The organism is Bradyrhizobium sp. T-12, from assembly GCF_058314695.1.
Genome location: NZ_JBZFQJ010000002.1, coordinates 290,075 through 304,238, shown reverse-complemented (window position 1 = coordinate 304,238; position 14,164 = coordinate 290,075). Strand labels below are relative to the sequence as shown.

At 57.6% G+C, this 14,164-nt stretch carries 9 protein-coding genes and 5 pseudogenes; 5 read left to right on the top strand and 9 right to left on the bottom strand.

Annotation, left to right across the window (positions count from 1 at the left end):
- The first annotated feature begins 1 nt into the window (after nucleotide 1).
- Nucleotides 2–223 (top strand): hypothetical protein, encoded by a 222-nt coding sequence (locus AC0WRY_RS35700; RefSeq protein WP_128929606.1) that lies wholly within the window; start codon nucleotides 2–4, stop codon nucleotides 221–223.
- Nucleotides 220–1,881, top strand: coding sequence for a hypothetical protein (locus AC0WRY_RS35695; RefSeq protein WP_128929607.1), 1,662 nt, complete (start codon nucleotides 220–222; stop codon nucleotides 1,879–1,881). Before AC0WRY_RS35700 ends, AC0WRY_RS35695 begins: the two co-directional genes overlap by 4 nt.
- 280 nt (nucleotides 1,882–2,161) lie before the next feature.
- On the opposite strand, the pseudogene AC0WRY_RS35690 reads toward AC0WRY_RS35695, so the two are convergent.
- The 3 pseudogenes from AC0WRY_RS35690 to istA all read right to left on the bottom strand — a co-directional run.
- Nucleotides 2,162–2,561 (bottom strand): annotated as a pseudogene (locus tag AC0WRY_RS35690) (3'-5' exonuclease); the annotation flags it as partial.
- A 211-nt stretch (nucleotides 2,562–2,772) separates the two neighbouring features.
- A pseudogene (istB, locus tag AC0WRY_RS35685) lies at nucleotides 2,773–3,495 on the bottom strand (IS21-like element helper ATPase IstB); the annotation flags it as partial.
- 8 nt (nucleotides 3,496–3,503) lie between these two features.
- Nucleotides 3,504–4,994, bottom strand: a pseudogene (gene istA / locus AC0WRY_RS35680) (IS21 family transposase); the annotation flags it as partial.
- A gap of 115 nt (nucleotides 4,995–5,109) precedes the next feature.
- Here istA and AC0WRY_RS35675 point away from each other — a divergent pair.
- The 3 genes and pseudogenes from AC0WRY_RS35675 to AC0WRY_RS35665 form a co-directional block, all read left to right on the top strand.
- A pseudogene (locus tag AC0WRY_RS35675) lies at nucleotides 5,110–5,496 on the top strand (IS66 family transposase); the annotation flags it as partial.
- Complete coding sequence (locus AC0WRY_RS35670; RefSeq protein ID WP_128929609.1) at nucleotides 5,493–6,095, top strand: plasmid pRiA4b ORF-3 family protein; 603 nt, start codon at nucleotides 5,493–5,495, stop codon at nucleotides 6,093–6,095. The pseudogene AC0WRY_RS35675 and the gene AC0WRY_RS35670, both read left to right, overlap by 4 nt.
- Complete coding sequence (locus AC0WRY_RS35665) at nucleotides 6,059–6,406, top strand: ATP-binding cassette domain-containing protein (RefSeq protein WP_371746379.1); 348 nt, start codon at nucleotides 6,059–6,061, stop codon at nucleotides 6,404–6,406. The genes AC0WRY_RS35670 and AC0WRY_RS35665 overlap by 37 nt, the downstream gene beginning before the upstream one ends.
- An 81-nt stretch (nucleotides 6,407–6,487) precedes the next feature.
- Here the strand turns inward: AC0WRY_RS35665 and AC0WRY_RS35660 are convergent, their stop codons facing one another.
- The 6 genes and pseudogenes from AC0WRY_RS35660 to AC0WRY_RS35635 form a co-directional block, all read right to left on the bottom strand.
- The gene (locus tag AC0WRY_RS35660) at nucleotides 6,488–7,144 is read right to left on the bottom strand and encodes a GntR family transcriptional regulator (protein WP_128929610.1); all 657 of its coding nucleotides are present in this window, start codon (nucleotides 7,142–7,144) and stop codon (nucleotides 6,488–6,490) included.
- A gap of 162 nt (nucleotides 7,145–7,306) precedes the next feature.
- Entirely contained in the window at nucleotides 7,307–8,713 is a 1,407-nt protein-coding gene (locus tag AC0WRY_RS35655) for an MmgE/PrpD family protein (protein WP_128929611.1), read from the bottom strand.
- 204 nt (nucleotides 8,714–8,917) lie between these two features.
- On the bottom strand, nucleotides 8,918–9,739 hold the full coding sequence (locus AC0WRY_RS35650; RefSeq protein WP_164933845.1) for a pyrroline-5-carboxylate reductase family protein: 822 nt from the start codon (nucleotides 9,737–9,739) through the stop codon (nucleotides 8,918–8,920).
- 29 nt (nucleotides 9,740–9,768) lie between these two features.
- Nucleotides 9,769–11,085: an NAD(P)/FAD-dependent oxidoreductase gene (locus AC0WRY_RS35645; protein ID WP_128929613.1), complete on the bottom strand. Its 1,317-nt coding sequence runs from the start codon at nucleotides 11,083–11,085 to the stop codon at nucleotides 9,769–9,771.
- A gap of 7 nt (nucleotides 11,086–11,092) precedes the next feature.
- Nucleotides 11,093–12,388 (bottom strand): NAD(P)/FAD-dependent oxidoreductase, encoded by a 1,296-nt coding sequence (locus AC0WRY_RS35640; RefSeq protein ID WP_128929614.1) that lies wholly within the window; start codon nucleotides 12,386–12,388, stop codon nucleotides 11,093–11,095.
- 116 nt (nucleotides 12,389–12,504) lie between these two features.
- Nucleotides 12,505–14,059, bottom strand: a pseudogene (locus AC0WRY_RS35635) (MFS transporter).
- Nucleotides 14,060–14,164: the final 105 nt, after the last annotated feature.

Genomic DNA, 14,164 nt, shown 5'->3' with positions numbered 1-14,164 from the left:
CATGACTACCGGCCCACTTGAGCGCGTGCTCGCCAGAGCGAAGGAGTTGCTGCTGACGGCGCCCGACGATTGCGCCCGTGAAATCAGAGCAATGCCGGAATTCACACAGCTGTCATCAGCCGAGCGGTCGGCTGTCGCGCAGTTGCCCGTGCGCGAGATCGCCGGTTTCCTGGCGACCGCCGATATCAGGCGTGTGGCGTCACGGAAGGCTGCGCAGGCTTGACGCAGACAGGTGAGCCCGAACAGGACTCACCCCCGCCGTACCGCGAAGTCTACGCGGCGGCGATTATGCCGTTCTTGTACCAACCCAATATTCATGAGTTTGGGGGATGCGGGAGCACGAAGCACTTCACGCGAGTAAAGTCTGAAAAAAAGACGGCCAAGGCAGCGACGTCCCCCCAGCAGACGCCCGAAGCGGCGACACCAAGCTGGGTCAAGGCATTCGGCAAAGCTAGAGACAACATCTACAAGGCGCAACCGGCTTGGCGCGAGGTCACTCAGTTCAGCATCGAGGTGCCGATCGAAAAATTCGACCTCTATAAACAAGAGCTTGAAGAGAAGCCTGATAGAGAGGAGGCTAAAAAGCCGCGGAAATTTCCGATTGAGAATCCTCGCTTCAGGGCGATCGTTTCACTCTTCCCTGGGACGGGCGTCGGCACGATCGCCTTCTGGCTGAAAATCGGGTCAATCCATGCGTGCGATGCTTTGCAAGCGGTTGACCTCTTCAAGCTGACCGACCCCGCTGCGGCTTTCGGCTGTCTGAAGGTGGCTCACAGGTCGACCCCCTTTGAGCAGGTCTCGGACCTTGCAAAATTTTACCTGCAGATGTTCCGGGAAGAATCTCCGGCCTTATTCACCGAGCCCCCCGAGCGTCCTGCGGTTCATCCCGAGCTGCGACGATGGAACGAGACCTATAGGCAAGTCTTGGAACGTGCCCGAGCCTACTGGGCCAGATTTCAAGAGAAGTATCCGGATCTTTCGCGCGACTTCAAGGAACCAAGTCAAGAGGGTGATGAACAAGACCCGTCTTTCTCCTATCCTTTCTTGTACGTTTCCTCCGTCGCGGACACGAGAAATGCGGCCGACCTCAAAGAGGGGAAAACAGGGCAGGAGATCGTTTCGATCAACAACCGCTACCGCCTCTTGGACCAAACCATTGCGGCCTCCGAGGTCGAACAGGCGTTCGAGGCCAATCTACTACAATACGACTATGGGGTGATCCTGGTCTCGCGTGCGAGCACGGTCGAAATCCATGCGGAGATGCCGTTCTCAAGGCCGAAGGCCGGGCAGACGGTGCAAGACTCGATTCTCGACGACCTCTTCCAGTTGATGCTCCTCGCCGAGGTCCCGGTCATGCAGTTGTTTTCGCTGCAGCACGTGAATTTACGACTAGGGAGCGATCTCGAGAACGTTCGGACCGAGTTGCATCCTAGGACTTGGCGTAACCCGCTCGCTGTAGCCTTAATTTCGCTGGTGGCTCTCTTTGTTGCAGTAGTCATCATTTACGCATCTGTGCGGGCATCGTGGCCGCTAACACTTTTGAGATGGCCAGCGAGGCTTTTGGAAGTTTGCGCTTCCATCCTCTTCTGGCTGTCGATCTCGGTGGTCGCTTTCAGCTTAGCAGAACCGCTTTGGCAGAATTTGCTGCAAAAGCGGAAGTTCATGAACTTGATCAGCCGCTTCGGCACTGTGTGGGTAGCCGGTGAAGTGATCTACGGTCGATTCAACGATGCCTACCAAAGCGCGTTTCCGATCGCCCAACTGACGAAGAGTTACGAACAGAAGCAGGCGACACTCGATTCGCTGCTTGAGTCCGGGTTCCGTCTATTCGTTACGGTCGTAGGCCTGCTGGTCGGGCTGTTCACTGCGCTTGTTCGATGAGCACAAAGGCGCCGGTCTCGTCTCAGCGAATCCTCCTCGCCGACGATGGCACAGAAAGCATCTTCTCGGCGCCGGAACGACCAAGCTCGCTTACAAAGCCGCACGCCTGATCGCCTGGGCAGACGACACTGGAGGCTCTTGCGGAGCAAGGGGTCGACCGCGCGCTCGACCTCGGTCCGGGACACGCGCTGGCCCAGATGATGCAGAGCACATTCCCCTCGATCCGATGTTATGCTTCCGACGGATTCCACAGCATCAATGGTCTGCGCGACTGGATCGCCTTCAGGAAAGCGATCTCGTCCTCGGACGCTGTCTCGCAGACGTCGATGTACCCAGGATTTGGACCGACCGTCGCTGCCGTCGCTCCCGCGATAGCCGCGCCTCTTGAGTAAATCCTTGAGATCGAACGGGGATTGCTCCGCCCACACCCGCAGCGTCGGCTTGCGGGCGGTCCCGAGCAGGAGCGCGAGAGCAGGCTCTCCTGTTGTCGGCAGGTCGATCGAGAGGATTTCCAATAAAGCGTGGCAATCGTCGACCGCGCGATGCGCATGGTGGAAGAGGCCGGCACCGTTCAACAGGTAGCCGAGACGCGACCCCTCGAAGCCATGCTTCCGCCAGTCGACCTCGGTAGCCGAGCATCCCCAAGCCTTCGTCTCGAAGACCGGCCAACAGCGCGCCGCCATCTCTGCTGCGAATTGCGCCAGCCACGGCAGATCATACCGCGGTTTCATGAAGAGCGGCGATTTGCCTGTCAATCGGCCTGCAAATTTGACCCCTCATCGGCGTCCAATTTTGACCCCTTCGTGCGGCGGGCTTTGCTGGTAGCGCTCGTCTCGTCGGAGCTGGCCGGGATAGCGGAGGCGAGACGAGCGCGGTGGCGTGATCGTCGTCTCGGCTCTTGAACCGCCAGCTATCGTTGCCGGTTTCGACAATGTCGCAGTGATGGGTCAATCGGTCGAGCAGCGCGGTGGTCATTTTGGCGTCGCCGAACACGCTCGGCCATTCGCCGAAGGCGAGATTGGTGGTCACGATGACGGAGGCGCGCTCATGGAGCCGGCTGACGAGGTGGAAGAGAAGCTGGCCACCGGACTGGGCGAAGGGCAAATAGCCGAGTTCATCCAGCACGATGAAGTCCATCCGGGTCAGATGCTCGGCGAGCCGTCCTTGCCGTCCGTTGCGGGTCTCGGTCTCGAGGCGATTGACGAGGTCGACGACGTTGAAGAAGCGGCCACGGGCACCGGATCGGATGCAGCTTCTGGCGATGGCAATGGCCAGGTGGGTCTTGCCTGTGCCGGTGCCGCCAACCAGCAAGACGTTGCGTTGTTGGGCGATGAAGCCGCCGCCAGCGAGATCATTGACGAGAGTCTGATTGATCGGCGTGCCGTCGAACTGGAAGTCGGCGATGTCCTTGGCCAACGGCAGCTTGGCAATGGTGAGCTGGTATTTGATCGACCTGGCTTGCTTCTCGTTGATCTCGGCGTTGAGCAGGTCGCCGACAATGCGCTGAGGTTCGTGCTGGCGCTTGACGGCAGTTGCCATGATCTCGTCGAAGGCAGCCTTCATGCCGTAGAGCTTGAGTTCGCCCATGAGGTCGAAGATTTGGGTTCGTTCCATCAGATGGTCCTCCGGAGGTTGTCGTAGCGGGCACAATCGGCGATCGGCGCATGACGGAGCGTCAGTGCGGCCGGCGTCATGATGTTGGCCGGTGGGGCGGGTTCACGTTGACGGGCCAAGATATTGAGCACGACATCGGCGGAATGGACGCTGTGACTGAGCGCTTCGGCACAGGCCGCTTCCACCGCGGGCAGACCGTCAGTCAGCACCGCGTTGAGGATGTCGATCATTTGCCGATTGCCATCGTCCGTGCTGGCAAGTTTGCGCCGGATCCGCTCGATCGCGGCCGGCAGCACCCAGTCTTTGAAGGGAGCACCGTTGCGCAAGGCGCCGGGTTTGCGGGCGAGCACCGGCACGTAATGCCAGGGGTCGTAGACGGTATCGCCGCGGCCAAAGGATCGCGGGTGCTCGGCAACGATGCGTCCATCCTGACGGATCACGATGCGATCGGCATAGGCTTGAACCTCGACCGGCCGTCCGACTGCGCTGGCTGCGACCGAGTACTTGTTGTTGTCGAAGCGCACCAGGCAGGTCTTCGAGACCGATGCCGTCACCGCATGGAAGCCGTCGAAGCGGCCAGCATAGGGAACGAGTTTGGGGCGTTCGGCTTCGAACACTTCCCAGATCGTCTGATCGACCAGCTCCGGATGGCGATGAGCCTTGGCGTAGGCGATGCATTTGTCGAGCAGCCAGGCGTTTAACTCGTCGAGGTTTTTGAACCGCAGCCGCGGCGTGAAGAAGCGTTCCCTGACCAGCCCGACCTGGTTCTCGACCTGCCCCTTCTCCCAGCCCGACGCTGGCGTGCAGGCGACCGGATCGACCAGATAGTGGCTGCACATCTGCAGGAAGCGGCGATTATAGAGACGCCCTTTACCGACGAAGATCGTCTCTACGGCGGTCTTCATGTTGTCATAGATGCCGCGGGTGCAGGTGCCTTTGAACAGCGCGAACGAACGGTCGTGGGCGTCGAACACCATCTCCTGCGTCTCCCGCGGATAGGCCCGCACGAACAGCATGCGGCTGTGACAGAGCCGAACATGGGCGGCCTTCACCATCACCGTGGTGCCGCTCAGCAAGACCACCTCGTGGCTCCAGTCGAACTGGTAAGCTTCGCCTGGGGCAAAACTCAGCGGGACATAAGCGGCTGCGGTCGATTGCCCGCGTTCCTTGCTCCAGCGCCTGGCGTAACGCCGCACCGCATCGTAACCGCCGTCGTAGCCGCGGCGGCGCAGCTCTTCGAAGATCCGGATCAACGTCAGCTGTTCACGAGCCGGTTTGGCCGCGTTCGCCGCCAGCAATCCGTCAAGCTCTACTGCCCATCGGCCCAGCTTTGGCCGCGGCTGCACCTGCCGCTCGTACTCGAAGGAGGTCTCTCCCGACCTCAGCACCTTCCGGACCGTGTTCCGCGACACCTTCAGGTCACGGGCGATCTCCTTGATCGTCTTGCCCTTGATGAAGTGCTCGCGCCGGATCCGGGCAATCGTCTCCACGATCAGCATCCCCCACCACCTGCTTCGTTCCAAAGCAGGCAGCGCAACAGACCAATCTGTAGGGGGTCAATTTTGGACGCCGATCCCCCGGCTTAGGGGGTCAATATTGCAGGCCGAATGACAGTTTGAGGCCAAGCTTGATCACCTTGCACCGAAGAGCGACACGGCGAAGGCTTTGCGTTACGCGCTGCGTCATTGGAACGGCCTGGCGCTCTACCTTGATGACGGGCGCATCGAATTGGACACGAATGCTGTCGAGCGTGCGATGCGGCCGATCAAGCTCAACGCCAAGAACTCCCTTTTTGCCGGTTGCGACGAAGGTGCCGAGAATTGGGCATTGCTGGCTTCGCTCATTGAGACCTGTAAGCTCAATGGCGTCAGTGCCGAGCACTGGCTCGCTGACGTTCTCGCCAAGCTCGTCAATGGTTGGCCTGCGGCGCGGTTGGACGAACTGCTTCCCTGGGCGTCGACCTATACGATGCATACACTTGATCCGAGGCTGGCGGCATGAACCTGAACACGACCGCGGTCCGGATCAAGGTGACCCTCAAGGATGTGAAGCCGGCGGTGATGCGTCGCCTCGTCGTACCCGTCACCTTGCGCCTTGATCGGTTGCATCTGACGCTTCAGGAGGCATTCGGCTGGACGAACGGTCACCTCTTCGAGTTCTTCGCTGGCGATGTTCATTGGGGAATTCCTGATCCCCACAACGATTACGGCCACCAGCCCATGGATGCGAGCAAAGCGCGCCTCTGCGACATCGTTCGCGAGACCGGCGCCAAGACGATCCACTATCTCTATGACTTCGGCGACAGCTGGGACCATGTGATCAAGCTCGAAAAATGGTTCGAGAACACCACGACGGAGGGACTTCCCTTCTTGCTCGAGGCCGCCGGTCGTTGTCCTCCGGAAGACGTAGGCGGTGCGCCGGGTTATGCCGAATACCTCGAAGCCATCAGAGACCCCGCCCATCCGGACCACGAACATATGCGCCTCTGGGGCCCGGGGCGGTTCGATCCCAACGTCGTCGACCGGAAGGCGCTCGAAGCCGCCGTCAACGCGTTGTCCGACATATGGAAACCGCGGCGGCGCGCTACGCGAACAAAATAGGCGTCAAGCGCCATTCAAAAGGGCCGCAGAGCTACACTTACCATGAATCCGAAGGTAATGCTGTTCGACGAGGTCCTGCCGCGCTCGATCCGGAAACAAAGAAGGAGGATCTGGTCACCATTCGCGATCTCGCCGCAGAAGGCATGACCTGCATTCTCGACACCTACGAGATGGGCTTCGCTCGCGAAGTGGCGGATCATGGCTACTGCACCGATGGCGGCGTCATCGTCAAGCACGGTGCACCAAGTTCGATCTTGGGTACGCCACGCGAAGAACGGACCCGGGTATTTCTCGATAAAGTACTGGGTTGATCTAACCGCCGCAGTATGAAGATTCAGGAAACGCCGGTGGCGTGAAGGAAAGTACGCTTTCCGCGCCAGCAATAGGAGCGCTCACCGACTCCTACGGCGCTGCACCATGAGCGCCTTCTTGGTGTTAGAGATATGTGCTTCGAGAAGATCGACGGCCTTTTCAACGTTCCCGGCGCGGCAAGCTTTTAAGATATCCACATGCTCTTCTTGCGGCGTTTTCTTGCCTGACGCCATAGAGACTTGTGCCCGGACGAACAAGCTCACCTGCCCGTAGTTGCCTTCGATAAGAGACAGCAATCTAGGTAGATTACAGGGGATATAGAGGGTTTCGTGAAACTTCCAGTTCATCTCCGCCCATTGAGCGGGGTCGCTTTTCTTGTCGTATTCCACGAGAATACGTTTGGCCTCATCAAAATCACTCTGAATCATATTAGGAATGGCTAGACGCAACGCGCGGCACTCCAGCGCAATGCGAATTTCCATCAATTCGATCACCTCGGCCGAAGTGAATGAGACTACCTTGGCGCCCCGATTGTTTAGGAGCGTGACCAGACCCTCCGCCTCGAGGTGTCGCAAGGCCTCCCTTACCGGAATGCGGCTCGTTCCGAATTTGTCCGCCAATTCCTCTTGGCGAAGCTGCTCGCCGGGGGCGAATGTCCCAGCAAGAATGTCAGCCCGGAGAAGCTTTCTCACCGTCTCAGTCGCCGAAGGCCTTTGTTGATTGTCCAGTTCTGTCACAAACTTCGCCTCAAATGTATCCTCTTTGCCGAAATTATATACAAAAGGAGGACGAAAGCAATTCGCTCACCCGAACATCAAGCGTTTCTGGGCCTTCCGACCTCCGTTGTTCTCCCTAAATACCCACCACCAGCAGATGTTGATTCTGACAGATTGTATTGACTACTCATCCAGAAGGCTATCGACTTCCGACCACTGCACAGTTTCGAGTTTCATCAGCATATTCCAAAGATCCCTGGCTTTCGGCTTTCCAACAGAAAGCGCTGCACACGTTTCGAATTTTCGTCGGAGCCTTTCAGGCGGAGCCGGATATTGATGGTTGCCGACCGCCACGCTTTGCCGCTTGAGATGGATCTTCCCCGACTTGTGAACCGCTTCGATTTCGGTAAAGGCGGCTCCTTTGGTATAGACCTTTTCGAACTGCTCCTTGGTTGACAGGTCGGGATGAACATAGGCATTGACTTTGCCCATGCGGCCGCGGATCTCATTTCCGGCAACGGACTGGTCGGAAAAACTCCCAAGCGTTACGTCGCCATGCGCCAATGCCGCCGCTATGCAATACGGGATGCTGAACCTCGCCTGCAGTGCATCTTTCGGATCGTTGTATCGCATTAAATTCAAAGCATGGTAGCTGACGCCCACATTGATGACCTCGAGGTCGTCCGCCACGATTTCGCCACTCGCAATACCCTCCGTTACAAGATCCAGGGCCGGATGTACAAGCGAGCATGTCGGATAAAGCTTGGGGTTATTGCGGATGAGTTCGAGGGATAGGCCAAGATCGCGGATTGCTTCGTCCGCGTTCAGCTTTTCTGGATCTGTAAAGAGATCGAAAAACCCCTCGTGCCCCTCGATCGCATTAGGGCTTGATCGCATTCCGGCCTTAGCAAGTTTGGCGGCAAGGACGCCGTTCTGCGCTGCGAATCCTGCATGTAGCGGTTTGGTCATGTATCCGAAGTTTTGACGTAATCCAGATGCAAGCGAGGCTGCAATTCCGAAGGCTTCTAGCATGAGCTTGCCATCAAGCCCCAACAGGTTTCCGGCGGCAGCGGCAGCTCCGAATGTCCCGAGCGAGGAAGTTGTGTGCCAGCCACGACCATTGTGTTCATAGGTTACGGCGATGCCGAGACGGCCTTCCATCTCGACACCGGCCGCATAGGCCGCAATGATATCTGCACCCGAAGCTGCCAGTTCGTCTGCGAGCGCAAGGATAGCGGGCAATACTGGGGCGGATGGATGCCCCACCATCGCATAATTACCGTCGTCGAAGTCATGCGCATGAGCCATAGCGCCATTGGCCAGAGCAGCATTTCGAGCTGTCGTTCGCAGCGCAGTATTCCAGACACGTGCCTTTCCTGGTTCTTCGGCGAAGAACCCGCCCATGACTCCCGCAACTTCCTCAGCTTTCGCCGCTAGGGCAACAGACAACGTGTCGGCAATGCCCCTCTTTGCGGCCTCGACGGCGGCAGCGGACATTGATTCGAACTTCAGCTCCGCGCAGAAGTCAGCAAGGATGCGGCCGACTTCCGGTCGCTGCTTTTGAGAGTCTGACGCTCTTTTCGCGTTCATTTTGCTTCCTTTTGCTTATCTATCGATTATGCCGACCAGACGTTTTTGTCCGGCCAATTCGGTTCGAGCTCGATTGGCATAGGTCCGCCATTTTTCAAATCGCGCCTTCGGTGCGCGGCAGCGCGATCCGGCCGCTTACGCATCCAGTTCGGCGAGAATTCGCCGTACACTTTCGAACCTCCCAATCGTCTTGCGATCCCAAATCTAACTTTTTCTTAGTTCGACACTCCGTCGATACGCAGCGCTGGTTGCAGCGCGTACTATCTTGGGAAGGGCCCCCTCACGCTCCATTTCGATCACGCCAGCCTCAGTGGTCCCTCCCGGACTTATGACGGCTCGCTTGAGCTCGGAAGGCGAGCGCGGATCAGCTGCTAACATCGCCGCCGAACCCAACATCGTCTGCGCAACGAGCAACTGAGCGAATTCTGTATCAAAATCCAGCCTCGCCAGCCGCTTGCGCCGCTGCTCAGCAAAAGCGAAAATATAGCGAGGCGCGCAGGCGTAGAACGGCATAGCCTTGTCAATCAATGCCGCGTCCACCACCCATTCAAATTTGCCGACTGGCGCGAAGACTTGCTCTACGGCCGTTTTTGCCGAGATTGGAAACGTCTGCCCGGTTACGCCGAGGCTCGTCCCTTGACCAACAAACGCAGGAAGGTTGGGCATAACGCGCGCCACTCTCGCACTGCCGCATACCTCCATTAATCGCCCAAGCGGCATGCCGGCCATAACCGAAAGAACCGGACTCTCGGCCAGCAAGCGTCGATGTCCATCAGAGAAAGTTGCAACATTCTGCGGCTTCACCGCCAATACGAGCAGATCGTAGCCTGATGATGAACTCGGAGCGTCCGGCAAGATTGATACGCCTTGAAGACCACGCACAGCGTCTTCCACTCGGCCGACATCCGGATCAACCAAGATCAATTTTAAATTAGGTAGTGCTTGGCGTACTCCTCGGATAAGAGCCGAACCCATATTTCCCCCGCCGAAGAACAGCAGTCGAGTGGACTCCTTCATCACCACCATTTCCCTATCCTGCTGGTCCAACTTTGAGATCAGGTTGCATCTGCACCGGCACGGAATTCCTCGTACATTGCCGTGCCACGCACGCCGACGAATCTGAATGGCTCGGGCGGCAGCCATCCGGGACGGCCGAGCGGTCCAGTCACCGTTTCTTGTGCGACTTTGCCGGCGACTAGTTCGGCAAGACGGCGCCCCAATGCGGTACCTTTCGCGACACCAGAGCCGTTATAGCCGGCACTTATAAAAAGCCCCTGCTCCAGCTCTCCCCAAAATGGAGCGCCTCCACGCGTGACGTCGGTAACTCCGCCCCATACGTATTCGAAGTCGATATCCGCAAGATGCGGATAACGACGGCGAAACCGATCGAGCAATCTTCGTCGGATTACGCTCTCCTTGAGCTCGGCCTCATAGGAATAGAGGCTGCGGATCATACAGCGTCCGTCGGAAAGTCTACGAAGGGTGCTACCACCGGCCCGTTGGGCCGACGTCATGCCCCATTCCGGAAGACTACCGAGCAGACGTGCCCTGTTGCCCAGCCTTTCCGTCACGCCCACATAAGTAAATAAGGAAACCAACCGATCTTTGCCGTATCCCAGCAGCTTAACAAAGGCATTGTTGGCCAGGATGACGTTCCGCGCGGATATCCGCGCCTGCGGACAAGTCAAGTGCCAACGCTCACCTACTTTTTCGATGTTGCTGACAGTGGTTCCTTCATGAAAGACAATGTCAGAAGGTAGATGATCTGCCAGACCGCGCACGAGCGCAGCCGGCTGAAATAGATGTGTAGACTCGGATCGAATGGCCAACCGATAAAAGCATGTGCCGGTTAGCTCTTCCAAAGCATCTTGTTTGTAAACCGGAAGCGTGCGGCCCTGTGTCGATGCGCTCTCGCTCATTCTCAACAGAGCCGCAGCGGCTCGCTCGCTTACAGCGGCCTTGAACGAACCGACCTGTCGAAGCCCGCAATCGATCCCGTACCGGGCCACGAGGTCTTTCAGCCAAGCCAAACCCTCGGCATCAAATACGGCTATGACGTTCTGTTTGCTTAGAGCATCGGCTGAGGCGTCAGCTCTGCTGGCCGATGCCATACTCACCGTTGGCAGATCGCTGCCAGAAAAGCCGGAATTCCGACCTGAAGCATTCTCGCCAACTGTTCCGCCGTCAATGATGAGAATATCAGTTTCGGGTTCCAGCTCTTTGAGCCTTCTTGCAACAGCGAGCCCAGTGAAACCTGCGCCTACAACGGCATGATCGACGCTCAGCTTTCCGTTGAGGGCGGGCCGGCAAATGCGAGGCGGTAGCATCGCGTTCCAACCGCTTCGCATCTGATACGTGCTTGCGCGATACATATCCGTTCTACTGTGCGAAAGCCGGCTGGCGTTTGACGCTCGACAGCCGGTTGAAAGTAAAAGGAGAAGGATCGACGATAGGTTTTTCGGAAGTAACCAGATCAGCCGTCAGATGCCCGGCCGCAGGACCAATCCCAAAGCCGTGACCGGAGTACCCGCTACTGATAAAAAATCCCGGAATGGTGTCCACTGCCCCAATGACCGGCTTTGTATCGGGCATGACATCGATCAGGCCGGCCCAGGTTGCGGCAACTCTCATATTGGCGAATACGGGAAACTCGCGACTGATATTACGCTGCGCCTGACGAAGATCGTATAGTGATGGCACGGGATCCAGGACACGTGTCTGTTCAAAAGGCGTTTGTTCATCCATGCGCCAGCGCGATTTCTGAAACAGCTCCGCAAGCGTGCGCCGCCCCAGACGCAGCCGTACATTGTTTCCACCAGTCAAAATCATCGGCAAATAGTCGACGAGATAGCGGAAACTGTCGGGCACGATTTCCGTTCGATTCCACGCGCCGTAACCTATGGTGAACCCTCCATCGTGCCGAGTGCGGATCGAAAAATCGGGGCCCTTGATCGACGTTTTTGGAGCCCCTTCCAACGGGTACGCTCGGACAAGGCTCGACATTGTCTTGAGTTGCGGCAACCGCAAACCCATATTGTTACAAAAGAGCGAAGACCAAACTCCGCCCGCCAAAACAACTGCTTCGCAAGATACTGGCCCGAGCTCCGTCACAACGCCACAAATGCGTCCCGCCCGGGTTTCAATTCCTCTCACAGCGCATGACACGACAATCTGCGCGCCGAGCGCCCTCGCCGCGCTTGCGTACGCAGCAGCTGCCAATGATGGCTCCGCCCTGCCGTCATTGGGAGAATACAGGCCGCAAGCCCACGGTCTTGACGCGCCAGGCAGCAAGGCTCGCAATTCAGCCCCTGAAACGATGCGAGCAACGATATCGTCGGGACAGGTGTTGGCGAGCCAGCTTTCACAAGCTTCTGCTTCCTCGTCGCGCTTGAATACCGTCAAAATACCCGTCTGTTTAAAGCCGACACTTTGGCCTAGCTGCCGCTCCAGATCGTTCCAGATTCGCAAACTTTCCCGGATCAACGGCATTTCTTGAGCGTCGCGCTTTTGAGCGCGAACCCAACCCTGGTTGCGTCCGGATTGCTCTGCTCCGATAAGTCCCTTCTCGCAAAGCAAGGTTGGAACCCCTCGCTTGGCCAGGTAGTAAGCAGTTGAACTGCCGATAATTCCGCCCCCTATCACGATCACTTTGGTTGAAGCGGGCAGTTGGGACATGACGAACCAGCAAAAAGTCAGGGCGAGAGACTTGGTGCATACTTAACTTAGCTATTGGATACAATCAACCAACTTCTGCGTCGAAAGGTGAGAGGGCGCTTGGATCGTACTCAAGATCAAAGCATTGCTTCGGGTTTTGGCGGAAAATCGCTTCGCGTGGGAACAATCCGGCTATCAATCAGGCGATGCACACGACGCAGATCCTTAGGCCCCCGATGTAGACTGCGAAGCGACGCCAAGTTGTCAGCGTCTGCCCGTACACGGCGGCCATGATGACGCAGATATTCGATCCACGTTGGCGAGTAGTAGCTTTCAACCCAGACGAGTGGCCGTTCAATGTCTCGTAACAAGGCCCAACGACGGGCCCAGTCACGCAAACGGATACGACGCCGTTCTCGCATCAGCTCAAGAAAGCGAAGAGTATCCTCGTGGGCAATTTCATACTCTATTAAGACCAAGACCGGCCCCGAATCCGGCTTGATCTCGACCATAGGCTCGGGCGCTTGGAATGGTCCGATGGGATCGAGATCATCGCCGGACAACGCGTGAAGCGGATATTGAAAGCCCAAGACCGCTCCGATCATCATTACGGTCCCTGCCGCCACGAAGGCGATCGAAAGACCGTGTGAACCTGCAACTTCGCCCCAAAGCCAGGATACAAGGGCCATCCCGCCGAAAGTCGCGGTCTGATAGAAGGAGAGCGCTCTTCCAACCACCCACCGTGGCGTGACAGTTGCACGGTGACGTTGAATAAGGACAATGAAATGACCCAACAGGCACCGGCGACAAGTAGTGCGATGCAGCTAAGGGGCATCGAAGTTGAAGCGCCCAACAAGATGAGCGCGAGCGCAAAATTCGCGAAAGTTGCGCGAATGACAACCTCGTTATTGAACTTGCGGACAATGGCAGCGTTTGCCAAGCCGCCGCCGATCGCACCGAAGCCAAAAGTGCCCAACATCATGCCGTAGGTTAGTGCCGTTCCCTTCAACGTGTCTCGTGCAACCAACGGAAGCAGAGCCAAAACGACGACACCGGCCAAGTTGAAGATCGCCGTTCGTAGGAGAACTCTCAAAAGATGGGGAGACACCCTGATGTAACGAAGGCCGGCACCAATCGCTGCTCCCACATGCTCGGGGGGAGCTCCGGCTTTGGATAGTGCGGCTTCCAATGCAAGAGCGCGCCTATCAGCGGCAGTGTGAGAAGAACATTCGCAGCGAACGCCGCGGCGGACCCTGCCACTACGACGACCAATCCGCCCGAGGCAGGGCCAACGCTGCGCATCATGTTGAAGCTGAGCCCATTCAAACCGACCGCGCCGGCAACATCTTCCTTTGAGATGACATCGCCTATCGAGGCTTGCCACGCGGGATTGTACAGCGCGTTGCCACAACCGATTAGAAATGTAAGGGCGAGAAGAAGCCAAGGATCCAGAACATTGAAGCAGATAGAAGTCGCGAGAACCGCGGATACTAACACCATGCCACCTTGTGCCATGATCAATATGCGACGACGACTATAATTATCCGCCAGCGCACCCGCTATCATCGAGAAGATCATCACGGGAAGGGAATTCATTGTCTGAACCAGCGCCACCATGGCCTGCGAACCCATCATAGTGGCCATGACCCAGCTGGCGCCCACCGACTGCACAAGCGTCCCGAGATTCGACATCATCGTCGCGATCCAGAGCGATCGAAACGCCTTTTGCTTTAATGGAGACAGAAACAGGGGAACCGGCACAATTGTCTCGGTGATGCTTTTGGCAACACTTGTCGC

What these genes read in the sequence shown, in the direction of transcription:
- AC0WRY_RS35670 (WP_128929609.1), top strand. Translation starts at nt 5,493, where the DNA reads ATGAACCTGAACACGACCGCGGTCCGGATCAAGGTGACCCTCAAGGAT.
- AC0WRY_RS35665 (WP_371746379.1), top strand. Translation starts at nt 6,059, where the DNA reads ATGGAAACCGCGGCGGCGCGCTACGCGAACAAAATAGGCGTCAAGCGC.
- AC0WRY_RS35655 (WP_128929611.1), bottom strand. Translation starts at nt 8,713, where the DNA reads ATGAACGCGAAAAGAGCGTCAGACTCTCAAAAGCAGCGACCGGAAGTC.
- AC0WRY_RS35650 (WP_164933845.1), bottom strand. Translation starts at nt 9,739, where the DNA reads ATGGTGGTGATGAAGGAGTCCACTCGACTGCTGTTCTTCGGCGGGGGA.
- AC0WRY_RS35640 (WP_128929614.1), bottom strand. Translation starts at nt 12,388, where the DNA reads ATGTCCCAACTGCCCGCTTCAACCAAAGTGATCGTGATAGGGGGCGGA.
- AC0WRY_RS35700 (WP_128929606.1), top strand. Translation starts at nt 2, where the DNA reads ATGACTACCGGCCCACTTGAGCGCGTGCTCGCCAGAGCGAAGGAGTTG.
- AC0WRY_RS35645 (WP_128929613.1), bottom strand. Translation starts at nt 11,085, where the DNA reads ATGTATCGCGCAAGCACGTATCAGATGCGAAGCGGTTGGAACGCGATG.